This is a genomic window from Streptomyces axinellae (genome assembly GCF_039532135.1).
In the GTDB taxonomy this organism is placed as follows: domain Bacteria; phylum Actinomycetota; class Actinomycetes; order Streptomycetales; family Streptomycetaceae; genus Streptomyces; species Streptomyces axinellae.
In genome coordinates this window covers 46,998-71,231 of sequence record NZ_BAAARJ010000027.1, presented here as the reverse complement: position 1 = coordinate 71,231, position 24,234 = coordinate 46,998, and the positions used below count along the sequence as shown (strand labels likewise).

The following is a 24,234-nucleotide window of genomic DNA, read 5'->3' as shown; positions in this document are numbered from 1 at the left end:
GGCCGCCGCGCCGCCGCAGCCCGTCTCCGCGCATCCGCAGCACCCTGCCGCCGCGCCGCCGGTGCCCCCGTCCGCCCCGCCCGCGCCGTCCGCGCCCGCCGCGCCGCCGCCAAGACCGGCCGGGGCCCCGGTCTCCGGCCCGCCGCTGGCCGACTGGCTGCGGCTGCCCCGCCCCGAGGCGTCGCCCGGCGTCTGGCGCTGCGGCTACGAACCCCGGCCGGCCGAGGACCCCGAGCGCATCCCCGCACGCCAGCTCGTGAGCGGAGCGCTCGTCTCCTTCCTCATCGGCTGGCTGCTCTGGTCGCTGCTGTGGAACGGGTATCTGGGCAGCTTCTGGCTCTGGCCTCTCTACGCCATGACCCCCGACGCCGTTGGCACGGGCGCACGTTCGTACATCGCCAACGGCTACTACGCCCTTGTGATCGTGGCGCTCATCGTCGTCTTCGGCCGCGTCGGCCGCTGGGACGAACTGGGCCGCCGGGTCCTGGCGCGGCTGCGCGGGGACGGGGGACGGGGGCAGGGCGGCGTGACGCCTGACCGGGCCGTGGCCCCCGTACCGCAGCCGCCGCCGCACCTCGACCCGGTCGAGTGGCCGGAGCTGCGTGGCGGAGGCGCGGGCGAGGCGGCGGAGCGGCTGGCGGCCGAGGTGCGGGCGGGCCGGATGACGGACGTGGATCACGCCCGCATCGACCGGGCCTGGCAGTCCGTTCGGGCCAGGCCCCAGCGGCTCAAGGCGTTCACCGACAATGTGCTCGCCCGTGGTGCCGAGGCGTGCGGGCATCCTTCGGGGGCGCGCGATCTGCCTCTGCGCGCGGCCCGGCACGACCTCTCGCTGCGGCAGGTCCGCATCGGCACGGCGCCCGATGTGGAGCGCAATCCGCAAGAGTACCGGGGCGCAGGGATCGCGCTCGACCCCTCCTTGCTGGGGACATCGGCCCTGGCCGTCGGGCCGCCGGGCACCGGCAAGACCAGCAGACTCGCGCGCCCTGTCGTGGAGTCGCTCTGTCTCCAGGCGCTCGCGGGCCAGGCCGCGGTGGTCGCGGTGAGTCCCTCGGGCGCGCAGTTCGTGCCCGACCGCTCCTTCGACCTGGTCATCCGTATCGGCCACCCCGACTCCACCCACGATCTCGACCTCTACGGCGGTACGACCGATCCGGACGAGGCGGCGGGAATGCTCGCCGAGGCGCTGGTCGGTGACTTGACCGCCACACTTCCCGGCGGCGACAGCAGGCGGGCCGCCACGTCGCTGGCGCAGCTCATCGGCCCGTTCGCCGCCGCGCACGGCCGCTTCCCCGCCGTCCCCGAGTTGCGCGAGCTGCTGGACGGGGGCGCGGGGGCGCTCGACGGTCTGCGCCAGGAGCTGCGCGCGGCCGGCCAGGACGCACAGCTGCGCGAACTCGACGCCTTCGAGCGCCAGTCCGGGCGCGCGGGCGACCTCGCGGCGCTGCTCGCGGACCGGATCGCGCTGCTCGACCGGCCGGCCTTCGCCGGCTTCTTCCAGCCCGAGAAGCGCGAGCAGCCCGGGGGCGACCACCGCACCGCCGGCCACCGCGCAGGCGGCCGGCGGACCTTCTCGCCGCGTGCCCTGGAGCATCCCCTCCGGGTGCGGATCGATCTGCCCGAGCGAGGGCACGCGGAGGCGTCCCGGATCCTGGCGCGGCTGATCCTGGCGCAGTTCACCGAGTGCGCGGTCGCCCGCGAGGACCAGTCGCTGTTCGCCTGCCTGGTGCTGGACGACGCGGCCCAGACCGTGACTCCGCAGGCGCTGCGCGGCCTCCAGCGTCTGCGCTCGGCGCACGCCGGGGTGCTGCTGACGCTGCGCGCGCTGGACGACGTTCCCGAGTCGCTGCGCGGTCCGCTGCTGGGCGCGGTGGGCTGCCGGATGGTGTGCGCCGGGGTCACCCCGTGGGATGCCGAGCGGTTCGCCGAGGTGTGGGGCACCGAGTGGGTGCAGACCCGTACGGTCACCAACCGTCAACTGGTCTCCGACGAGCCGGTGACCCGCATCCTGCACGCTGTGCGGCGGCTGGCCACGGGCAAGCACGTCACCGCCGAATCGGTCACGGTGCGCAATGAGCAGCGAGAGCGCTGGTCGGCATCCGACCTGGCCAACGAATTGCAGCCGGAGCACATGGTGCTCTCTTTGACCACGGTGCGTGGTGAGCGGACGCCTCCCATCCTCACAAAGCTGGGGGAGTGACCGGGAGAATGACCAGAACGACCGAATGACCGAATTCGGCAGCACGCCTGTACGGTGAGGTGCGTTATGCCACCGACCCTCGCCACGCTCGTTCAGCACTCCGCACTCCGGCTCTCCGTGCTCGCGGGGCACGACCGGCTGGACGCGCCCGTGCGCTGGGCGCACGCCAGCGAGCTTGCCGATCCCACGCCGTACATGGACGGCGGCGAGCTGATCCTCTTCACGGGGCTCAAGCTGGACGCCGCCGACCCGGAGGCCATGCGGGCCTACGTTGACAAGCTCGTCGGCAAGGACGTGGTGGGGCTCGGTTTCGCCGCGGGGGTCAACTACGAAGGGGTGCCGGAAGCCCTGACCGACGCTTGTGAGCGCGCCGGTCTGCCGCTGCTGGAGGTGCCCAGACGCACCCCCTTCATCGCGATCAGCAAGGCGGTCTCCGCAGCCATCGCCGCCGAGCAGTACCGCGCGGTGACCGCGGGCTTCGAAGCACAGCGCGAGATGACCCGCGCCGCGCTCTCCCGCGAGGGTCCGGCGGCGCTGCTGGCGCGGCTGGCCTCGCAGGTGGACGGCTGGGCCGCGCTCTATGACGCCTCCGGCGCCGTCGTCGCCACCGCGCCGTCGTGGGCGGTGCGCCGCGCCGCGCGCTTCATCGGGGACGCCGTACGGCTCCGGGACCGGCCCACCCCCGCCAGCGCCCTGGTCAGCGAGTCGGACAGCGGCGATGACCGCGTCGAGTTGCAGTCGGTGGGCAGCGGCAGGCGCGCCAAGGCGGTGCTCGCCGTGGGGACCGCGGCTCCCCTGGGCACGGCCGAGCGCTACGCGGTGCACTCCGCGATCGCCCTGCTCACCTTGACCATGGAGCGCTCGCGCGCGCTCCAGGAGGCGGAAGTGCGGCTGGGCGCCGCGGTCTTGAAGATGCTGCTGGTGGGGGAGGGCGACCACGCGCGTGCGGTCGCCGGACAGCTGTACGGGGGCCTGCTGGACGCGCCGATGCGGGTGATCGTGGCCGAGCCCGCCTCGGGTGCGCTCGCGCGGGCCACGCGGGAGAGCGTGCTGGCCACTCACGCGGCGCGGAACCGGAGCGGTTCTTCGTCCTCCGCTGCCACCGCTTCCGCGCCTCCGGCTGCCGCCGCGTCTCCGTTCGCTTCCGCGTCTCCGTCCGGATCCGCCTCCGAGGCCGGTTCCGCCGCCTCCGCCAGTTCCGTTACCTCGGCCAGTTCCGCCGTCTCCGTTTCGGATCCCGGGAGCGCCATCGACCAGTCGGGAGCGGTGGTCGGCACCCGGGCCGGCGCCGCGTCCGGCAACGGTGGGGGGCCCGCCGTCAAGCGGGCTGCCGGGCCGGCCTCCGCCCCGTCCCCGGCCTCCGCCCCGTCCCCGGCCTCCGCCCCGTCCCCGGCCTCCGCCCCGTCCCCGGCCTCCGTTTCTGCTTCCGCTTCTGGTGACGAGGCCCGCGCCGCCGCCGGGGTGGTGGTCGGCTCCGGCAGCGGCCCGCAGGCCGATCCCGCCGACGGCGGCGTGCTCGGCAAGGCCGTCTGGCCGCTGGAGGAGCTGGCCGACGCGATGGAGACGGCCGCGGCGCGCAACGGCGAGGCGGTGCTGGTGGTTCCCGACGGGCCCCGGCTGGTCGTCCTGGCCTCGGACGGCGGCGCGGCGGTCGCGGCCTGCGGCGAGTTCGCCGCCACCAATCCGTTGGCCCAGCCGGGCCGACGCGGCACCGGGGCGGGGGAGGAGGGGCTGGCCATCGGCGTCTCGGCCCCCATCGGCCTCCCGGCGGCTGCCGTCGCCTTCAAGCAGGCCGACCAGGCGCTGTCCGTCGCCCGGCGCCGGGGCGTGCCACTGGTGGAGCACGAGGATGTGGCGGCCGGTTCGGTGCTGCCGCTGCTCGCCGACGACGCCGTCCGCGCGTTCGCCGACGGGCTGCTGCGCGCGCTGCGCGAGCACGACGCCAACGGCCGGGGCGACCTGGTCGCGTCGCTGCGCGCCTGGCTGTCCCGGCACGGCCAGTGGGACGCGGCTGCCGCCGAACTGGGCGTGCACCGGCACACGTTGCGCTACCGCATGCGCCGGGTGGAGGAGATCCTCGGCCGGTCCCTGGACGACCCTGATGTGCGCATGGAGCTGTGGCTGGCCCTCAAGGCGACCAGCTGACCCAGCTGACCCGAGGGGCTGGTCCGTCACCGCGACCGCTCTCGGCCCCGCACTCACCGGCTGCCCCGCGCCCGGCGCCCGCCCCCGCCGTGCGGCACGCGTCCGCCCCCGCCCACGCGCCCGCCGTCCGCCCGCACCTGTCCTCCCGTCGCGCCCGCTCTCCACTCGCCCAGCCTCGTAAAGAGCCACTGCGTAGCACTCCCGCCGCCGGATGCTACGCAGCGGACAAGAAGCGGCCGGGCCCGCACGCCCTACGGTGGACACACACTCTCGGAGTGAGCCAACCTCCCCCCTTCCGGAAGGCGATCCGCAGTGACGACAGCGACTTCCCCGCACGCATTCTGGCTCGCCGGGCGCAAGGCCACCGGCGACAGCACGCTCGATGTCACCTCACCCTGGGACGGCAGGCACGTCGGCAGTGTCAGCATCCCCACGGCGGACCAGGTGGAGGAGGCGGTGGCCGCGGCGGCTGCGGTGGCCGGAGAGTTCTCCGCCACCCCCGCGCATGTACGGGCCGCCGCGCTCGACCACGTCGTGACCCGCCTCGTCGAGCGCACCCAGGAGATCGCCGAGCTGATCTCGGCGGAGAACGGCAAGCCCATGAAGTGGGCGCGCGGCGAGGTCGCCCGCTGTGTCTCCGTCTTCCGGTGGGCGGCCGAGGAGGCGCGCAGGTTCAACGGCGGGGAGGCCCAACGCCTGGACTCGGACGCGGGCGGCACCGGTCGCCTGGCCTACACCCGCCGCTTCCCCTACGGCCCCGTCCTCGGTATCGCGCCGTTCAACTTCCCGCTCAACCTGTGTGCGCACAAGGTCGCCCCGGCCATCGCGGTCGGCACGCCCATCCTCCTCAAGCCCGCGCCCGCCACGCCGCTCTCCGGCCTGGTGCTGGGCGAACTGCTGGCCGAGACGGACCTGCCGGCCGGTTCCTGGTCGGTGCTTCCGGTGCCGAACGACCAGATGCCGGGGCTCGTCCAGGACGAGCGGCTGCCGGTCATCTCCTTCACCGGTTCGGCACCGGTCGGCTGGTCGATCCTCGACTCGGTGCCGCGCAAGCGCGTCACCCTGGAACTTGGCGGCAATGGCGCGGCCGTCGTGCTCGGCGACTACTCCTCCGAAGCCGACCTGGACTGGGCGGCCCAGCGCATCGCCACCTTCTCCAACTACCAGGCGGGCCAGTCCTGTATCTCCGTCCAGCGCGTGGTGGCAGACGCCTCGGTCTATGACCGGCTGGTGCCGAAGGTCGTCGCCGCGGTCGAGGCGCTGCGTACCGGTGACCCCTCCGACGACGAGACCGACGTCGGACCGCTCGTCAGCGAGGACGCCGCCAAGCGCGTCGAATCCTGGGTCGAGGAGGCCGTCGCGCGGGGCGCGAAGCTGCTCACGGGCGGCAAGCGCGAGGGTGCGACGGTCGCCCCGACGGTCCTGGAGGACGTGCCCGCCGACACGCAGATCGGCTGCGAGGAGGTCTTCGGGCCCGTCATGTCCTTCACCAGGGTCGAGGGCGAGGAGGCCGCCTTCGCGGCGGTCAACTCCTCCAAGTACGGTCTCCAGGCAGGCTTGTTCACCCACGATGTGCAGGTCGCCTTCCGCGCGCACCGCGCCCTGGAGGTGGGCGGCGTGGTCGTCGGCGATGTCCCGTCCTACCGGGCGGACCAGATGCCGTACGGCGGGATCAAGGAGTCCGGCGTCGGGCGTGAAGGGGTCCGGTTCGCGATGGAGGACTACACCTACGAGCGGGTCATGGTGCTCACGGGCCTCGATCTGTGAGGCCGCCGACTGCTTCCTGACACCTTCTGATCACCTCGGACGGCCTTCCGGGCCACCTCGGGCGGCCTTCTGGCCGCTTCTGACGGCCTCCTGGCTTCCTGTGACGGCGGGACCGGCGGTGCCGGGTGCCCCTTCGGGTACCCGGCACCGCCGCGTCGGCCGGATCCGGGCCCTGTGGAAGGGCTGGGCACCCTCCACACTGGAATCCCGGACGGACGCCGGCACACCGCCGGTTCACCACGAGAAGCGAGGAAACTCGGGATGTTCGCCTTCGCGCAGCTCAGCGACATACACCTCGGCCAGGACCGGGAAGGGGACGGCGGGACCCGCGCGCGCGAGCGCACCGAGCGGGTGCTCGCCGGTCTCGCCGCGCTGCCCGGCAGCCTGGACGCCGTCCTGCTCACCGGGGATATCGCCGACCATGGCGAGGAGGCCGAATACGCCCTGGCCGCGAAGCTGTTCGCCGACCACGGCGTGCTGCCCCTGATCTGCCCCGGCAACCACGATGCGCGAGGCCCCTACCGTGCCAAGCTCCTGGGCGGCGACGCCGCCGACCGCTCGCCGGTCAACCAGGCCCATCACCTGCTGGCCGCCACCTTCTTGATGTGCGACTCCAGCGTCCCCGGCAAGGGCCACGGCAGCCTCGACGACGCCACCCTCGCCTGGCTCGACCAGGCGCTTGCCGGGGCACCCCGTGACACGCCCGCCTTCGTCTGCTTCCACCACCCGCCGGTGCCCCTGCACGGCCAGTACGTCGATCCCATCCGGCAGTTCGGCCAGGAGCGCCTGGCGGCGGTCGTCGGCAGGCACCCGCAGGTGGCGGGGCTGCTGTGCGGGCACAGCCACACCCCGGCCGTCACCACCTTCGCCGGATTGCCACTGGTCGCGGCCCCCGGCGTCGTCTCGACCCTCAAGATGCCCTGGGAGGACGAGGCGGGCGGCCCCGTCGACTACGAACTGCCGCCCCTGATCGCCTACCACGTCTACGACGACGAGCGCCGGCTGACCACGCACTTCCGCGTCGTCCGTTGACCCCCGTACGCCTGCCGGGCCCTGGACGCCTGGCGGGCGCGGGGGGCGCACCAGAGCGCTGGGCCGCAATGTCCGTTTCCGGCGCACACCGGGCGGGGACGAGCGTTCGAGGGGGCTGGAATCGGCGATGCGCATACCCGAGCAGTGGCGGCGTGGGCTCGGCAGGACGCTCACGGTGGTGATCGCGGTGCTCGCGCTGCTGGTGCTGCTGGTGTCCCTGGCGCTCGCGCTGCGCAACCATCCGGCACCCGCACACGGCCGACCGGCCCCTGCCGGCGGCCACTTCGCCGCCCGGGACACCTGACGGACGGCGGCCCCCGCGCCCGCGCCTCCACCCCCTGAAGTGGTACGCGTGACCGCCGTCGAAGCGGCAGGTGTGCCTCTCGTAGAAGCGGTAGGTGTGGCCGTCGCCGGAGCCGTGCGCGTGCCCCGCCGGGGCCGGACCGGGCCCCCGTCCGGGTGCGACCCCGGCGACCGGCTGCGTCACGCCCCCGGGCTGCCTTCCCGGGACCCGCCTCCCCCCGGCCGGGTCCCTCCCCCGTGCCCCGGGGCGTGACGCGCTTCCGGAAAGCGAAGGTACGCGGCACCGGGGCCCGGGGCGTCAGCGCACGGGTGTAAGAGGAACCCGTCCTTCTGCGGTAGTCGCGGGCGGTCCTCGTACCCATGCGGTAGCCCAGGCGCCCGCCGGACAGCGCGTGCGGTGGATGTTGGTGCGGACAAAGGGTGGCTACGCTGCGACGATGGGGAGCGCGACGGTGTGGGGCGAGGTGCGCCGCCGGGCTGAGCGGGTGCCCGCCTGGGTCTATGACGGCGCCATCGCGCTCGCCGTCACCGCCGTCAGCCTGCTGCTCGGCAACGACCGCACCCCGCCGGGTTGGCGCGATCTGGACACCACCGGTTTGGTGCTGACCTGCGTCGTCAACCTGCCGCTGGCCGTCCGCCGCAGGTCACCCGTCGCGCTGTGCGCCGGTGTGCTGGCCGTGTGGGCGCTCTACATCGCGCTCGACTACTGGCCCGTGGTCAACACCCTCGGCCCGCTCCTCGCGCTGTACACCGTCGCCTCCCTGCGCCCGCTGCGCCACGCGGCCTGCTGTGCGCTGCTGCTGGCCGGGCTGTGGAACTTCGCGGGGGCCACCGGGGAGGAGAGCTCCTGGGCCACGGTGTTGGGCCAGAGCCTCCTGTACACCTGCGTCATCTGCGGCTTCGGCCATCTTGCCCGCAAGGCGGCCCGGCGCAACGTCGAATTGGCCAGGCTGGCCGCCCAATTGCGCAAGGAGCGCGCGGGCGCCGAGCGGCGGGCGGTTGCCGAGGAGCGGGTCCGTATCGCCCGCGAACTGCACGACGTGGTCGCCCACCACATGTCGGTGATCTCCGTACAGGCGGGGCTTGCCGGGTACGTCTTCGACTCCGACCCGCGGACCGCGCGTGGCGCCCTGGGCACCATCTCCGAGACCTCGGGCGAGGCGCTGGCCGAACTGCGGCGCCTGCTGGCCGTCTTGCGCGTCGAGGACGGGGACCGGCTCGAAGGGGGTCCACTGGGCGAAGGACGCTTCGGCGAAGGCCCGGCGGAAGCCGGCGGCTCCGGATCCGCCGGCTCTGGAACAAGTGGTTCCGGAATGGACAGGTCCGAGGGGCCGCGACACCCGCGTGACACGATCCGGCCCGGCAGCGGCAGCGGCAGCGGCAGCGGCAGCGGCACCGGCAGCAGCAGGGTCAGCAGTGGTCTGGGGCGGGGCCGGGGCGGCGAACCGGACTTCGGTCCGGCCCCCGGCGTCGCTCAGCTGCCCGAACTGGTGGGGCGGCTGCGTGGCGCGGGCGTGCCCGTGCTGTTCACGGTGACGGGCGAGCAGCGCGTGCTGGCCCCCGGCGCCGGTCAGTGCGCCTACCGCGTCGTCCAGGAGGCGCTCACCAATGTGCTCAAGCACGCCTACCCCGCCCAGGCGCGGGTGACGGTCGCCTACGAGCCCCGCCAGTTCACGGTGACCGTCACCGACGACGGCAGCGGAGGACAGGTACCCGCCCGGCAACTCCCCTCCGGCGGGCACGGGTTGATCGGTATGCGTGAGCGCGCAAGGATCTACGGGGGCCGGCTGGACGCCGGGCCCCGGGCGAGCGGCGGATTCGAGGTACGGCTGATCCTCCCCGCCTGACAGGCAAGGGGGAACGCGGTGACGACCAGAGTGCTCGTCGTCGACGATCAGGTGCTCATCCGGGCGGGCGTGGCGGCGCTGCTGCGCGCGGCCCCCGGCATGGAGGCCGTGGGCGAGGCGTCCGACGGTGACGAGGCCGTCCAACTCGCCGAGCGGCACCGGCCCGACGTCGTGCTGATGGACATCCGGATGCCCGGCACCAGCGGCATCACCGCCACCGAACGCATCCTGGAGTCGGTCACCGACCCGTGCCCCCGCGTCCTGGTGCTGACCACTTTCGACCTGGACGAGTACGTGTACGCCGCACTCCGCGCCGGGGCCTGCGGCTTTCTGCTCAAGGACACCGGCCCGCAGCGGCTGCTGGCCGCCATAGCCGCCGTCTGTGAGGGCGACACACTCTTCTCGCCCAGCGTCACCCGCCGCCTGATCGAGGCGTACGCGCCCCGCACCGAGCGCGAGACCCGTACTCCGGAGACCCTGGAGGCCCTCACCGGGCGGGAGGTGGACGTGCTGCGGCTGGTGGCCGGCGGGCTGTCCAATCCGGAGATCGCCGAAGCCCTCGTCATCAGCGAATCGACCGTCAAGACCCACCTCAACCGCACCATGGCCAAGCTCGGCCTGGGTAGCCGCGCCCAGGCCGTCGTCCTGGCGTACGAGTCCGGCCTGGTCGTCCCGGGCGAGGGCCGCCCCGGAGCGTGACCCCGGACCGGGAGGACCGGAGAGGTCGGGAGAGCCGGGAGGGGAGAGAGGGCTGGGAGGGCCGGGAGAGCCGGGAGAGCCGGGAGGGGGGACGGCCGGGAGGCATTCGGCCTTCTCGTGCGCGGCGTCTGGTACACACCGGGTGAATCGGGTACATACGTCCGAGCAGCACCCGGCGGTAGGCACCGACGAGCAGCACCTGCCTGGCAGCCACCGCCCCGCACCGCGCACCCTCCTCGAATCCTCCTCCCAACCGCAACCGCCAGAGGTGAGCGAGATGACCGTCTCCGAGCGCGAAGCACGCGAAGTCGCCGAGGCAGCCCGCGAGAAGGACTGGCGCAAGCCCAGCTTCGCCAAGGAGCTGTTCCTGGGCCGCTTCCGCCTCGACCTCATCCACCCCCACCCCGAGCCGGCGCCCCGGGACGTCGCGCGCGGCGAGGAATTCCTCGGAAAGCTGGGAGAGTTCACCCGGACGAAGATCGACGGTGCGCTCATCGAGCGCGAGGCCCGCGTCCCCGACGAGGTCCTCGGCGGACTGAAGGAGCTGGGCGCGCTCGGCATGAAGGTCGGCACCGAGTACGGCGGCCTCGGCCTCACCCAGGTGTACTACAACAAGGCGCTCGCCCTGGTCAGCTCCGCGAGCCCGGCCGTCGGCGCCCTGCTCTCGGCGCACCAGTCCATCGGCGTGCCCCAGCCGGTGAAGCTGTTCGGCAGCCAGGAGCAGAAGGACACGTTCCTGCCGCGCTGCGCGCGCACGGACATCTCGGCCTTCCTGCTGACCGAGCCCGACGTCGGCTCCGACCCGGCGCGCCTGGCCACCACCGCCGTCCCGGACGCCCAGGGCGACTACGTGCTCGACGGGGTGAAGCTGTGGACCACCAACGGCGTCGTCGCCGACCTGCTCGTCGTCATGGCCCGCGTCCCCGAGCCGGCCGACGGCGATCCGCGCAAGGCCGAGGGCCACCGGGGCGGCATCACCGCGTTCGTCGTCGAGGCCGGCTCCGCGGGCATCACCGTCGAGAACCGCAACGCCTTCATGGGCCTGCGCGGCCTGGAGAACGGCGTCACCCGCTTCCACCAGGTCCGGGTGCCCGCCGCGAACCGCATCGGCCCCGAGGGTGCCGGCCTGAAGATCGCGCTGACCACGCTCAACACCGGCCGGCTCTCCCTGCCCGCCACCTGTGTCGGCGCCGGCAAATGGTGTCTGAAGATCGCCCGGGAGTGGTCGCAGGCGCGCGTCCAGTGGGGCCGGCCCGTCGCCGAGCACGAGGCCGTCGGCAGCAAGATCTCCTTCATCGCCGCCACCACCTTCGCTCTCGAAGCCGTCCTCGACCTCTCCTCCCAGATGGCGGACGAGGAGCGCAACGACATCCGCATCGAGGCGGCCCTGGCCAAGCTGTACGGCAGCGAAATGGCCTGGCGGATGGCCGACGAACTGGTGCAGATCCGCGGCGGCCGGGGCTTCGAGACCGCCGAGTCCCTCGCCGCGCGCGGTGAGCGCGGCGTTCCCGCCGAGCAGCTGCTGCGCGATCTGCGCATCAACCGCATCTTCGAGGGGTCCACCGAGATCATGCACCTGCTGATCGCGCGGGAGGCCGTGGACGCACATCTGTCGGTCGCCGGCGACCTCATCGACCCCGGCAAGACCCTCGCCGACAAGCGCAAGGCAGCCGTCGCCGCCGGTACCTTCTACGCGAAATGGCTGCCCAGGCTCGTCGCGGGCCCTGGTCAACTGCCAGGAGCATTCGCCGAGTTCGGCGCGCTCGCCCCGCACCTGCGCCATGTCGAGCGCACCGCTCGCAAGCTGGCCCGCGCCACCTTCTACGCGATGTCCCGCTGGCAGGGCCGCATGGAGACCAAGCAGGGCTTCCTCGGCCGGATCGTCGATATCGGCGCCGAACTGTTCGCGATGAGCGCCGCCTGCGTACGCGCGGAAAAGCTGCGCCGGGACGGGGCGGACGGCACCGGCAGTACCCATGGCAGCACCGACGACCACACCGCCTACCAACTGGCCGACGCCTTCTGCCGCCAGTCCCGCATCCGCGTCGATGAGCTGTTCGCCCGCCTGTGGACCAACACCGACGACCTCGACCACAAGGTCGTACGCGAGGTCCTCGACGGCTCCTACACCTGGCTGGAGGAAGGCGTCGTGGACCCGTCGTCCGAAGGCCCCTGGATCGCCGACGCGACCCCCGGCCCCGCCACGAAGGACGACGTACACCGCCGCGTGCCCTGACCCCCTCCGACGGGATGCCCGCCCCCTGCCCATGCGCCGTCGCGCGCCCTAGAGTTGAGCCGTGACCGAGGAAACGCGCAACACCGTGGACGGGCAGGTCAGCGCGGGTGCGATCGTTCAGGCGGCCAGCATCGGCGCCGTACATCACCACACCTACGCCGCACCGGAACAGCCCGCGACGCTCCCGCTCCAACTCCCCGTGGAAGCGGCGCTCTTCGAGGACCGCGACAGGGAACGGGCCAGCGTGCGGAGCGCGCTCGGCAGCCGGCGCGGCCATGCCGGGGTCGTGCGTCCGCTGGTGGTCGCTCTCAGCGGCATGGGCGGGGTCGGCAAGAGCGCGCTCGGCCTGCGCCTCGCGCACGAGGCCCACCGCGCGAGCGCCTGCGGCGCCCTCTACGTCGATCTGGACGACCTGCGCAGGGACGGCGCCGTCTCCCCCTCCGACGTGCTGGCGGTGCTGCTGCGCGCGCTCGGGGTCCACGAGCCCTGGATGGAGAAGGACCTGGCGGGCCGGGCGCGGCAGTACGCCGAGCGCACCGCGGGCCGCGCTCTCGTCCTCGTCCTCGACAACGTCGCCTACGCGAGCGAGGCCGAGCCGCTGCTGCCCGTCTCGGCGGACAGCGTGGCCATCGTCATCAGCCGCAGCCGGCTGGAGGATCTGGACGGCGCCCTGGAGATCCCGCTCGGCCCGCTCCCGGCGGCAGCGGCCCAGGATCTGCTGCACGCGGTGCTGGAGGGCAGCGGTCCGCCCGGTGGGCCGGGCACGGTCGCGGAGATCGCCCGGATGTGCGGCGGCCTGCCCGCTGCCCTGCATGTCGCGGGCAGATATCTGCGCACCCACCGCCGCCGCCCGCCCGAACGGCTGATCGCCGCGCTGCGCACCGAGCTCGACGAGGAGGGGCTTCCCGTGGTCGAAGCCGTCTGGGACGCCGCCTACCGTGAGCTGAGCGCCGACGCCGCCCGCCTCTACCGCCTCCTCCCGGCACACCCCGGCACCTCCTTCACGGAACCCTCCGCCGTGGCGCTGCTGGGGGCGCGGGACCCGGACGCCGCCTACGACGCGCTGGGCGAGCTGGAGCGCGCCGGCCTCGTCGCCGTCTGGGACCGGGACCAGGAACGCACCGACGGCGCGGCGGCGGCCGGGGAAGCCCCCGATACCGACGCCGATGCCGGAGTGGCCGGTCACGCGCGGGCGACGGACGGCGCGGCCGAACGGCTGCGCATGCACGACCTGTTGCAGGCCCACGCGCGGCGCCGCGCCCGCCACGAGGGGAATCCGGCGGAGGCCGGGGAGGCACGGCAGCGGGTGGTGCGCTGGTACCGGCGCCAGGCCGAACGCGCCGACCAGCTGATCTCCGGCAGCCGCATGCGCTTCGCCGACCCCGTAGCCGAGCTGCCGCACGCGCCGGATGTGCCCTTCGCCGCACCGGCGGAGGCGGCACGCTGGATGAGCGCCGAGCACGCGGCCCTGCACGCCTGCGTACGGCTCGCCCACGAGGCCGGGACCGCACAGGGCGACGCGGACGCCTGGGGCCTGTGCGAACCGCTGTGGACGCACTTCATGGACCACCGCCACCACGCCGACGCCATCGACGCGTTCGAGGCCGGGCTCGCCGCCGCCCAGCGTGCCGGACACCTCGCCGCCCAGGCCCGCATGCGCTGCCAGCTCGCCCGCCCGCTGTGGGAGACCGGGCACCTGGGCCGGGCCCGCGAGCAGGTGGACGCCGCCGTCCGCACGGCGCATGCGCTGCCCGGCGAGCCGAAACTGCGGGCCTCCACGCTGGAGTTCCGCGGCCTGACGCGCTCGGCCGAAGGCGACTGGGCGGGAGCGGCCGAGGAGTTCGCGGCCTCCCTCCGCATCCACGAGGAGATCGGCAACACCTACGGCGTCCTCCTGCAGAGCTATCTGCTGGGGAAGGCCCTCATCGAGCAGGGCGCGGCACACCGCGCCGCCGAACTGCTGGCGGACGCCCACGCCGAGGCCCAGAAGCAGCGGCGCGAACGTATGACCGGCCTCACCGCCTTCGAGCTGGCCCGCGCCCTGGAGCGCGAGGCGGCGGACGACATGGCGGGCGAGGCGGCGGACGAGGAGACGCACGGCGCGGCGGGCGACGCGGCCAACGGCACAGGGTACGGCCCGGGAAACACCGGGAACGGCCCCGGGAGCGCCGGGCACACCGCGCGTCTCACCGCCCTCTACGGCCGCGCCGTCACCAGCGCCCGAAGCCGTGGCGCCGACCACGACGAGGTCACGGCACTGCGCGCGCTCGCCGATCTCGCCGAGCGGACCGGGGACACGGCCGGAGCGCATCGACACCGCGCCCGCGCCCGCGCCCTCACATCCCGCGCGGGCGGCCTCTCCGAGAACGCCTGAGCCCCGGCCCGCGCTCCGCCCCTGTGCCCGTCACGGCCGGCTCCGTGCGGGCCAGCCCGGTTCGGAGCGCGGGGGAGGGGACCCGCTGATCCGGCCGCGACGCCATCCGGGCAGCCGGAGGGCTCGGACCACCCGAGGGCCCGGACCACCCGAGGGCTCGGACCGGCCATGTGCCGCCCGCTCCCTCAGACCCGCTCAGAGCAGCGCACCGGCCTCCTCGTCCGAGGCGGGCCCCAGCAGCACCGTCGCCGCCAGCTCGCCCACCACACAGTGCACCCGTGCCACCGGGCTGCGTCCCGCGTGCTTTCCCAGCCACGCGTGCACCCCGCACAGCACGGCCACCGGATCGGGAAGCGCCCCGCCGCCGGGCGCCTCGATCCGGACGCTCAGCAGACTCCCGCCTCGCACCCGCAGCCCGCCCCGGTCGTCCGCCAGTACGGCGGCTGCCGTACGGCAGCCCGGGTACGCCGCGAGCAGGCGGGCGCTCCAGTCGCCGAGCGTCACCCTGTCGCGGTGGCCGGTCCGCCCGGTGGCGGGGCCGGCGTGGCGGTAGAGCAGCCCCGCGCTCTGCACGTACCGCAGCCCCGCCCAGTCCTCCTCGGCCGCCAGATGATGGCCGGGCCTGCCCGACACCGGGCGTCGCACCACCTTCACCGTGTCCGCGCCGACCTCGGCGTCCACCGCGAACGCCGACAGACCCGAAGAGCGCCGCGCGACCTCACCGGGCAAGGGCAGCGGTTCGGGTTCGGCGGGGGTGTCCGGCGGTGCGAGGCCGAGCAGCCCGTACAGGTGTCCGCGCAGCTTGCCCAGCGCGTTGCCGCTCGGTCCGAAGGCGTACGAGGCCGCGTCCCGTGCGCGCTGTGCGCCATCGCCCGCCAGGGCCTGTGCGAGCTGGCCTTCGTACGGCGCGTCCTCCGTCAGCCGGGGTGCGCCCTCCAGCAGCCGGGCCATGGGCGTGCCGGGCAGCAGTTCCCCGCCGCCGTCGTAGGCGCCGAGGACGGGGAGTCCGAGTGCGGCGGCGTACAGCGCGGTCGAGCCGTGGTCGGTGACCACACAGTCCGCCGCGACCAGCACCGACGCCCACTCCTCGTACGGCCCCGGCACCAGCACGCCCGCCCTGCGCTCCGGCACCAGGTCCTGGCTCAGGCCGAACGGCGCCTTGCGCGCGTACTCGTTCGGGTGGAGCACGAGTGCGGCCTGGTAGGTGTCGTAGGGCAGTTCGGTGGCCATCCGCAACGGCAGCCAGGGGCGGCGCGCCAGCAGGGATTCCGGGCCCCAGGTCGAGACCAGCACGACCAGTCGCCGCCTGCCGGTGCCCAGCGCCCGCCGGTAGCGGTCCCTGCGCGGTGTGGACTCCAGCAGCCGGTCGAGGGTCGGGTCACCCACGACGGCCACGCGCGCCGCCGCCCGGGGTGAACCGGCCGCGATCCGGTCGAGCTGGCCGGGGTGCGCCAGGGCGTGCACGTCGGCCAGTGGGCTGCCGTCGGGGAGCAGCAGTTGCTCCGGATGCAGCCCGTTGGCCGCGTCGTCGGCGCCGACGACGGCTCGCGCGCCGGGGATCCGCCTGTTGAACCCGGCACCGTGCGGCAGCAGCGCCAGCGGCCCGCGCAGCAGGTCGAGCCCGCCGTTGGCGCTGGCGGCCAGTACGAGCCCGAACGGGCGGCGCAGCGCCTCCTCCCAGGGCAGCTGTGCGGCCCTCAGCCCGTCGAGCGCCGCGAGGGCGCCCGCGCCGAAGTCGGAGCCGGGCACGAGCGTGAAGTACGGCCGTATCCGCCGGTCACCCGCGAGTGCGGGCGCCGCATCGAGCAGCCGGTGCAAGGTGGTCGCCGTCCGCACCGCGAAGAGCACGTCACACACGACGGCTCCCGGCTCCCGGCTCCCGGCTCCCGGCTCCCGGCTCCCGGCTCCCGGCTCCCGGCTCCCGGCTCCCGGCTCCCGGCTCCCGGCCAAATTGCCCACCCTATCGGGTTCCAGGCGGTCGAGGGGGTCGGTTCGGGCAGGCCATGCGGGGCCGTTGGGGTCACTGGGTGGCATGGGCGTGAGGGTACTCGCGGGGGTGCGGGTGCCGAGGGGGTCCACGGGACTTCTGACACCCTGCCAGCACCGTGCGCCACGTGGGCATACGGCGGCCCACGCCCGTGCGCGGTCGGTGCGCTGTCGGGCCCCGCGCGAGGAGCGGACACAATGGGGGCATGACCGACTCCCTCGCTGACCCGCATCTGCGCTATCCCGGCACCGTGCCGGAGGCGGGTGCCCCACGCGACATCGTGATCCTCGGCTCGACGGGATCGATCGGCACCCAGGCCGTCGATGTCGTGCTCAACAATCCGGACCGCTTCCGGGTCACCGCGCTGGCCGCGTCCGGCGGTCGGGTCGAGCTGCTGGCCGAGCAGGCACACCGGCTGGGCGTGCGCACCGTGGCCGTCGCCCGCGAGGACAAGGTGCGGGAGCTGCGCGAGGCCCTGCGCGCCGTGTACGGCACGGGGGAGCCGCCGCCCGAGGTGCTGGCGGGCGACGAGGCGGCGACCGAGCTGGCCGCCTCCCCCTGCCACACCGTGCTCAACGGCATCACCGGCTCCATCGGGCTCGCCCCGACCCTGGCGGCGCTGAAGGCGGGCCGCACGCTGGCGCTGGCCAACAAGGAGTCGCTGATCGTCGGCGGCCCCCTGGTACGGGCGCTGGCCGAGCCGGGCCAGATCGTTCCGGTGGACTCCGAGCACTCGGCGCTCTTCCAGGCGCTCATGGGCGGCACCCGCGCGGAGGTGCGCAAGCTGCTGGTCACCGCTTCGGGCGGCCCGTTCCGGGGCCGCAGCAGGGCGGAGCTGGCCGGGGTGAGCCCCCAGGACGCGCTGGCGCACCCCACGTGGGACATGGGCCCGGTGATCACCATCAACTCGGCCACGCTGGTCAACAAGGGCCTGGAGGTCATCGAGGCCCACCTGCTCTACGACATCCCCTTCGACCGCATCCAGGTCGTGGTGCACCCGCAATCGGCCGTCCACTCGATGGTGGAGTTCACCGACGGCTCGACGCTCGCCCAGTGCGGGCCCCCCGACATGCGGCTGCCGATCGCGCTGGGGCTGGGCTGGCCCGAGCGGGTGCCGGACGCGGGGCCGGTCTTCTCCTGGGACCAGGCCATGTCCTGGGACTTCTACCCGCTGGATGAGGACGCCTTCCCCTCCGTGCCGCTGGCCTGCCGGGTGGGTGAGCTGGGGGGCACGGCCCCCGCCGTCTTCAACGCGGCGAACGAGGAGTGCGTCGGGGCTTTCCTGGCGGGAAGGCTGCCGTTCACCGGCATCGTGGATACGGTTGCCGCTGTGGTCGAGGAGCACGGCACCCCGGAGGGAACCGGGCTGACCCTGCCGGATGTCCTGGCCGCAGAGACCTGGGCGCGCGCGCGTGCCCGTGAACTGGCCGCGCAGTCGGCGAAAGCAACAGCAACAGCGGAGGCCCGCGCATGACGACGTTCATGACCATCCTCGGCATAGTCGTCTTCGTTGTCGGCCTGCTGTTCTCCATCGCGTGGCACGAACTGGGGCACTTCTCCACCGCGAAGATGTTCGGTGTCCGCGTTCCGCAGTTCATGGTCGGATTCGGGCCCACCGTCTGGTCCAAACGCAAGGGCGAGACCGAGTACGGCATCAAGGCGGTGCCGCTGGGCGGCTACATCCGGATGATCGGCATGTTCCCGCCCGGTGAGGACGGCACCGTGCGGCAGCGCTCCTCCTCACCGTTCCGCGGCATGATCGAGGACGCCAGGGCGGCGGCGTACGAGGAGCTGAAGCCCGGTGACGAGCACCGGATGCTCTACACGCGCAAGCCGTGGAAGCGCGTCATCGTGATGTTCGCCGGGCCCTTCATGAACCTGGTCCTGGCCGTGGTGATCTTCCTGACGGTGCTGATGACGTTCGGGGTGAACACCCAGACGACCACGGTCTCCTCCGTCTCCAAGTGCGTGATCCCCGCCTCGGCGCAGACCGACAAGTGTCCGGCCGGTGCCAAGGACTCCCCGGCCAAGGCGGCGGGCATCGAGCCCGGCGACAAGATCGTCGCCTTCGACGGCCGCCGGGTGACGGACTGGGGCAGCCTCCAGCAGCACATCCGGGACACGACGGGCCCGGCCACGATCACGGTCGAGCGCGACGGCGCCCGCCGCACGCTGCACGCGAACCTGATCGAGAACAAGGTCGCCAAGTCCGACGGCAAGGGCAGCTATGTCCCCGACGAGTACGTCACGGCCGGTTTCCTCGGCTTCACCCCGGCCAGCGGCGTCGTGAAGCAGTCCTTCCCGCAGGCCGTGGACCGCATGGGCGACATGATGGCCAACGGTGTGCAGGCCCTCATCGACCTGCCGGGCAAGATCCCGGACCTGTGGAACGCGGTCTTCGACGGCGGGGAGCGCAAGCAGGACTCCCCGATGGGCGTCGTGGGCGCGGCCCGGGTCGGCGGCGAGGTCTTCTCGCTCGACATCCCGCCCAGCCAGCGGGTGGCGACCATGCTCTTCCTGGTCGCGGGCTTCAACCTCAGCCTGTTCCTGTTCAACATGCTGCCGCTGCTGCCGCTGGACGGCGGACATATCGCGGGGGCGCTGTGGGAGTCCGTGCGCAGGATGTTCGCCCGGGTCTTCCACCGGCCCGACCCCGGCCCCTTCGACGTCGCCAAGCTGATGCCGGTGGCGTATGTCGTGGCCGGAATCTTCCTGTGCTTCACGCTGCTCGTCCTGGCCGCCGACCTGGTGAACCCCGTCAGACTCACCGGTTAGCACGCCTGTGTGACGTCCGTACGTTTCGCGTGCGGACGTCATATTTTGCTGTTGTTCCGCCCAAGCGATGTGCCTGGCACACAGTGGGTGCCGTAATCTCGGGGCCTGGAGCCCGTCGAACCCGGGACTTGAACCACACCGTTGGGGTTGCACGCTGATGACAGCGATTTCGCTCGGAATGCCGGACGTTCCCGCAAAGCTCGCCGACCGCAGGGTCAGCCGGAAGATCCAGGTCGGACAGGTCGCCGTGGGCGGAGACGCACCGGTGTCCGTGCAGTCCATGACCACGACCCGCACCTCGGACATCGGCTCGACGCTTCAGCAGATCGCGGAGCTGACCGCGTCCGGCTGCCAGATCGTGCGGGTGGCGTGTCCCACACAGGACGACGCCGACGCCCTCGCCACGATCGCCCGTAAATCCCAGATCCCGGTGATCGCGGACATCCACTTCCAGCCGAAGTACGTCTTCCAGGCCATCGACGCCGGCTGCGCCGCCGTCCGCGTCAACCCCGGCAACATCAAGCAGTTCGACGACAAGGTCAAGGAGATCGCGGACGCCGCCTCCGCGGCCGGCACCCCGATCCGCATCGGCGTCAACGCGGGCTCCCTCGACAAGCGGCTCCTGCAGAAGTACGGCAAGGCCACCCCCGAGGCGCTGGCCGAGTCCGCGCTGTGGGAGTGCTCGCTCTTCGAGGAGCACGGCTTCCGCGACCTCAAGATCTCGGTCAAGCACAACGACCCGGTCGTGATGGTCAACGCCTATCGCCGGCTGGCCGCCCAGTGCGACTACCCGCTGCACCTCGGTGTCACCGAGGCCGGCCCCTCCTTCCAGGGCACGATCAAGTCGGCCGTCGCCTTCGGCGCCCTGCTCAGCGAGGGCATCGGCGACACCATCCGGGTCTCGCTGTCCGCGCCGCCCGTCGAGGAGGTCAAGGTCGGCATCCAGATCCTGGAGTCCCTCGGCCTGCGCCAGCGTGGCCTGGAGATCGTCTCCTGCCCGTCCTGCGGCCGGGCCCAGGTGGACGTCTACAAGCTCGCCGACGAGGTCACCGCGGGCCTGGAGGGCATGGAGGTTCCGCTGCGCGTCGCCGTCATGGGCTGCGTCGTCAACGGCCCGGGCGAGGCCCGCGAGGCCGACCTGGGCGTCGCCTCCGGCAACGGCAAGGGCCAGATCTTCGTGAAGGGCGAGGTCATCAAGACCGTTCCCGAGGCCAAGATCGTCGAGACGCTCATCGACGAGGCCATGAAGATCGCCGAGCAGATGGAGAAGGACGGCGTCGCCTCCGGCGAGCCCGTCGTCACCACCGCCGGCTGACGCGCCCCTCGCACATCCACCCGACTCGCACGCCGCCGCCGCCCCACCACCGGCGCCGTCGCGCGGCCGATCCGGCCGCACGGCGGCGCCAGGCCATGGGCAGAGGTACAGTGCGAGAGATCGTTCCCCTTGCCCGCGGGCCGTACGGTGAGGCGCCGAGACGTTGTTGACCACCACCTCCACCAAGGTCGTCGAACCGGCCGAACTCCAGGACGCGCTGGCCGTGCTGCGCAGGGAGCCGGTGAACAACGCGTTCGTCACGGCCCGTGTGCAGGTCTCCGGGCTCGACCCGTGGCGTCTCGGCGGCGAGATGTGGGGCTGGTACCAGGACGGCCGCCTGGAAGCCCTCTGCTACGCCGGAGCCAACCTCGTCCCCCTGTGCGCGGGCCCCGAGGCCGTGAGCGCCTTCGCCGAGCGCGCCCGCCGCCAGGGCAGGCGCTGCTCCTCCATCGTCGGCCCCGCGGGACCCACGGCCGCCCTGTGGGCCGCCCTCGAACCGCACTGGGGCCCGGCCCGCGAGGTGCGCGCCAACCAGCCACTGATGATCACCGACCGGGTGCCGCCGGACATCGAGCCCGACCCCCGGGTGCGCCGCGTGACCAAGGGCGAGATGGACACCGTCCTGCCGGCCTGCGTGGCCATGTTCACCGAAGAGGTCGGCATCTCCCCGCTCGCTGGCGACGGCGGCCTCGTCTACCAGGCCCGCGTCGCCGAACTCGTCAGCTCGGGCCGCTCGTTCGCGCGCATCGAGGACGGCCAGGTCGTCTTCAAGGCCGAAATCGGCGCCGCCACCCCCTACGCCTGCCAGATCCAGGGTGTCTGGGTGGCGCCCGAGCGGCGCGGCGAGGGCCTGTCCGAGACGGGCATGGCCGCCGTCGTCGGCTACGCGCTGCGCGATGTCGCGCCGCTGGTCAGCCTCTACGTCAACGACTACAACGCCCCCGCGCGGGCCGCCTACCAGCGAGTCGGCTTCCGCGAGGTCGGCGCCTTCATGAGCGTGCTGTTCTGAGCGCGGCCCCGGGTGACGCCCGCCCCGCGATGTGCCGCCTCTTCGCGGCGGCCCGGCGGAGGAAGTAGCCTCCCCGCCATGCCGCATTCAGCCCGGGGGCAGCTCCCGGACCCCCGGAGCGTCGTCATCGGCCCGCTGGACCTGGCCGCCCGCGTGGACGACGCGCTGGCAGTGCAGGCCGTGGCCTTCGGCCTTACCGACGAAGAGATCGGCGTACGCAGACACATCGTCCTGCGCCATATGGCCGGCCCCGGCGCCAGTGCCCTGGGCGCCACCACCGAGGAGGGGCGGCTGGTCGGCTTCGTCTACGGCATGCCCAACGACGACACCCAGTGGTGGTCCACCATCGTGCGGCCCTACCTGGCCCGGGAGGGCAACGAGGGCTGGCTCAGCGGCTCTTTCGTGATCACCGAACTCCACGTCCACCCGGCCTTCCAGCACCGGGGCATCGGCCGCGGCCTGATCACGGCCCTCACCGACACCGCGGCGGAACCCCGCTCCCTGCTCTCGGCCCTGGACACCGACAGCCCGGCCCGCACGCTCTACCACGGCCTCGGCTACCACGACCTGGCCCGCCGCGTGCAGTTCCCGAGCGCGGTCCAGCCCTATGTCGTGATGGGCGCTGTGTTGCCGCTGGCGCGGTGGTGAGGGTGAGGGTGGGGGCAGCCCCGCCGTCCTCGGCGGGGAGATCTCGTTTTCGCGGCGTCGGTCCGGGCGGATAGGCTGCCGCCTCGGCGAGTTCGTCTCCTGACGGGTTCGTCCCCATCGCCAGCAGCCCAGCAGGAGTTCCCATGGCAGCCCGTGTCCAGCGTTTGTCCCGGTCGATGCTGAAGACGCTGCGGGATGACCCGGCCGACGCCGAGACGCTCAGCCACAAGCTGCTGGTCCGCGCCGGCTATGTGCGCCGTACTGCCGCCGGTATCTGGACGTGGCTGCCGCTGGGCAAGCAGGTGCTGGACAACGTCACGCGCATCGTGCGCGAGGAGATGGACGCCGCCGGCGGCCAGGAGGTGCTGCTGCCCGCCCTGCTGCCCAAGGAGCCCTACGAGGTGTCCGGGCGGTACGAGGAGTACGGTGACCTGCTCTTCCGCCTCAAGGACCGCAAGGGCGGCGAATACCTGCTCGGGCCCACCCACGAGGAGATCTTCACCCAGGTCGTCAAGGACCAGTGCACGTCCTACAAGGACCTGCCGGTGACCGTCTACCAGATCCAGACCAAGTACCGCGACGAGGCCCGCCCCCGCTCCGGCATCCTGCGGGGCCGCGAGTTCACGATGAAGGACTCGTACTCCTTCGACGTCTCCGACGAGGGCCTGGCCGACTCGTACGCGAGGCACCGCGTCGCCTACAAGCGCATCTTCGAGCGCCTCGGCCTGGACTACCGCATCGTCTCGGCCATCTCCGGCGCCATGGGCGGCTCGGCCTCCGAGGAGTTCCTGGCGCCCGCCGCCGCGGGCGAGGACACCTTTGTGCAGTGCCCGCAGTGCGGCTACGCGGCGAACACCGAGGCCATGACCTTCACCGTGGCACCCGCCGCCACCGAGGGCCACGATCCGGTGGAGAAGCTGGACACCCCCGACACCCCCACCATCGAGACCCTCGCCGCCCACCTGGGCGTCCCGGCCTCGGCCACCTTGAAGAACCTGCTGGTCAAGGTCGATGGCGAGATCACCGCCGTCGGCGTGCCGGGGGACCGCGAGGTGGACATGGGCAAGCTGGCCGAGCAGCTGGCACCCGCCGCCGTCGAACTGGTGACGGCCGAGGACTTCGAGGGCCGCGAGGACCTGGTGCGCGGCTACGTGGGCCCGCAGGGCGGCATGGCGGGCAAGGCGTTCCGCTACCTCGCCGACCCCCGCATCGCGCCCGGCACCAGCTGGATCACCGGCGCCAACGAAGCGGGCAAGCACGCGCGCAACGTGGTGTGCGGGCGGGACTTCGAGGTCGATCAGTACCTGGACGTCGTCGTGGTCGAGCCCGGCGACCCCTGCCCGAAGTGCGGGTCCGGCATCGAGCTGGACCGCGCCATCGAGATCGGCCACATCTTCCAGCTCGGCCGCAAGTACGCCGACGCCTTCGAGCTGGACGTCCTGGGCAAGGACGGCAAGCCTGTCCGCGTCACCATGGGCTCCTACGGCATCGGCGTCTCCCGCGCCGTCGCCGCGATCGCCGAGCAGAGCGCCGATGAGCAGGGCCTGTGCTGGCCGCGCGAGGTCGCGCCCGCCGATGTCCACGTCGTCGCCGCCGGCAAGGCGCAGCAGACCGAGGCGGCGCTGGAGATCGCGGAGCGGCTGGGCGATGCCGGGCTGCGCGTGCTGGTCGATGACCGCACGAGCGTCTCTCCGGGCGTGAAGTTCACCGACGCCGAGCTGATCGGCGTGCCCACGATCCTCATCGCGGGCCGGGGCATCAAGGACGGCCTGGTCGAGCTGAAGGACCGGCGTACCGGCGAGCGGGAAGAGCTGGCGATCGACGCGGCCGTCGCCCGTCTCACGGAGGGCTGACCGGCGCGGAGCGGGCCCGTTCCCGGGGGAGCGGGCCGCTGTCA

At 73.1% G+C, this 24,234-nt stretch carries 16 protein-coding genes; 15 read left to right on the top strand and 1 reads right to left on the bottom strand.

The features are described from left to right. The 9 genes from ABD339_RS30255 to ABD339_RS30215 all read left to right on the top strand — a co-directional run. Window positions 1-2,200, top strand: a 2,200-nt coding sequence (locus ABD339_RS30255) for a type IV secretory system conjugative DNA transfer family protein (RefSeq protein WP_425576144.1), incomplete at its 5' end; no start/stop codon positions are given. Window positions 2,201-2,266: 66 nt separating this feature from the next. Beyond that, window positions 2,267-4,345 carry a PucR family transcriptional regulator ligand-binding domain-containing protein gene (locus tag ABD339_RS30250; protein WP_344570348.1) on the top strand — a complete coding sequence of 693 codons (2,079 nt, stop codon included), beginning with the start codon at window positions 2,267-2,269 and terminating at the stop codon, window positions 4,343-4,345. A gap of 312 nt (window positions 4,346-4,657) precedes the next feature. Further along, window positions 4,658-6,112 (top strand): aldehyde dehydrogenase family protein, encoded by a 1,455-nt coding sequence (locus ABD339_RS30245; protein WP_344570347.1) that lies wholly within the window; start codon window positions 4,658-4,660, stop codon window positions 6,110-6,112. A gap of 261 nt (window positions 6,113-6,373) precedes the next feature. Beyond that, window positions 6,374-7,144 carry a phosphodiesterase gene (locus ABD339_RS30240; RefSeq protein WP_344570346.1) on the top strand — a complete coding sequence of 257 codons (771 nt, stop codon included), beginning with the start codon at window positions 6,374-6,376 and terminating at the stop codon, window positions 7,142-7,144. Window positions 7,145-7,271: 127 nt separating this feature from the next. After that, window positions 7,272-7,448 carry a hypothetical protein gene (locus ABD339_RS30235; RefSeq protein ID WP_344570345.1) on the top strand — a complete coding sequence of 59 codons (177 nt, stop codon included), beginning with the start codon at window positions 7,272-7,274 and terminating at the stop codon, window positions 7,446-7,448. Between the two features lie 436 nt (window positions 7,449-7,884). Next, entirely contained in the window at window positions 7,885-9,294 is a 1,410-nt protein-coding gene (locus tag ABD339_RS30230) for a sensor histidine kinase (RefSeq protein WP_344570344.1), read from the top strand. A gap of 18 nt (window positions 9,295-9,312) precedes the next feature. After that, a complete protein-coding gene (locus tag ABD339_RS30225) occupies window positions 9,313-9,993 on the top strand; it encodes a response regulator (RefSeq protein WP_344570343.1) in 681 nt (226 codons plus the stop codon). A 277-nt stretch (window positions 9,994-10,270) separates the two neighbouring features. Next, complete coding sequence (locus ABD339_RS30220) at window positions 10,271-12,229, top strand: acyl-CoA dehydrogenase family protein (protein ID WP_344570342.1); 1,959 nt, start codon at window positions 10,271-10,273, stop codon at window positions 12,227-12,229. A gap of 61 nt (window positions 12,230-12,290) precedes the next feature. Next, window positions 12,291-14,603 carry a hypothetical protein gene (locus ABD339_RS30215; RefSeq protein WP_344570341.1) on the top strand — a complete coding sequence of 771 codons (2,313 nt, stop codon included), beginning with the start codon at window positions 12,291-12,293 and terminating at the stop codon, window positions 14,601-14,603. A gap of 195 nt (window positions 14,604-14,798) precedes the next feature. Here the strand turns inward: ABD339_RS30215 and ABD339_RS30210 are convergent, their stop codons facing one another. Further along, entirely contained in the window at window positions 14,799-16,460 is a 1,662-nt protein-coding gene (locus tag ABD339_RS30210) for a translation initiation factor 2 (protein ID WP_344570340.1), read from the bottom strand. Between the two features lie 335 nt (window positions 16,461-16,795). On the opposite strand from ABD339_RS30210, the gene dxr reads away from it, so the two are divergent. The 6 genes from dxr to ABD339_RS30180 all read left to right on the top strand — a co-directional run bounded on the left by dxr (window position 16,796) and on the right by ABD339_RS30180 (window position 24,190). After that, entirely contained in the window at window positions 16,796-18,064 is a 1,269-nt protein-coding gene (gene dxr, locus ABD339_RS30205; RefSeq protein ID WP_344570339.1) for a 1-deoxy-D-xylulose-5-phosphate reductoisomerase, read from the top strand. Beyond that, a complete protein-coding gene (locus ABD339_RS30200) occupies window positions 18,061-19,365 on the top strand; it encodes a M50 family metallopeptidase (protein WP_344570338.1) in 1,305 nt (434 codons plus the stop codon). The genes dxr and ABD339_RS30200 overlap by 4 nt, the downstream gene beginning before the upstream one ends. Before the next feature lie 157 nt (window positions 19,366-19,522). After that, window positions 19,523-20,680 carry a flavodoxin-dependent (E)-4-hydroxy-3-methylbut-2-enyl-diphosphate synthase gene (gene ispG, locus ABD339_RS30195; RefSeq protein WP_344570337.1) on the top strand — a complete coding sequence of 386 codons (1,158 nt, stop codon included), beginning with the start codon at window positions 19,523-19,525 and terminating at the stop codon, window positions 20,678-20,680. A gap of 163 nt (window positions 20,681-20,843) precedes the next feature. After that, window positions 20,844-21,689 carry a GNAT family N-acetyltransferase gene (locus ABD339_RS30190; protein ID WP_344570336.1) on the top strand — a complete coding sequence of 282 codons (846 nt, stop codon included), beginning with the start codon at window positions 20,844-20,846 and terminating at the stop codon, window positions 21,687-21,689. A gap of 78 nt (window positions 21,690-21,767) precedes the next feature. Next, the gene (locus tag ABD339_RS30185) at window positions 21,768-22,337 is read left to right on the top strand and encodes a GNAT family N-acetyltransferase (protein ID WP_344570335.1); all 570 of its coding nucleotides are present in this window, start codon (window positions 21,768-21,770) and stop codon (window positions 22,335-22,337) included. A 143-nt stretch (window positions 22,338-22,480) separates the two neighbouring features. Next, on the top strand, window positions 22,481-24,190 hold the full coding sequence (locus ABD339_RS30180; RefSeq protein ID WP_344570334.1) for a proline--tRNA ligase: 1,710 nt from the start codon (window positions 22,481-22,483) through the stop codon (window positions 24,188-24,190). The last annotated feature ends 44 nt before the right edge of the window (window positions 24,191-24,234 follow it).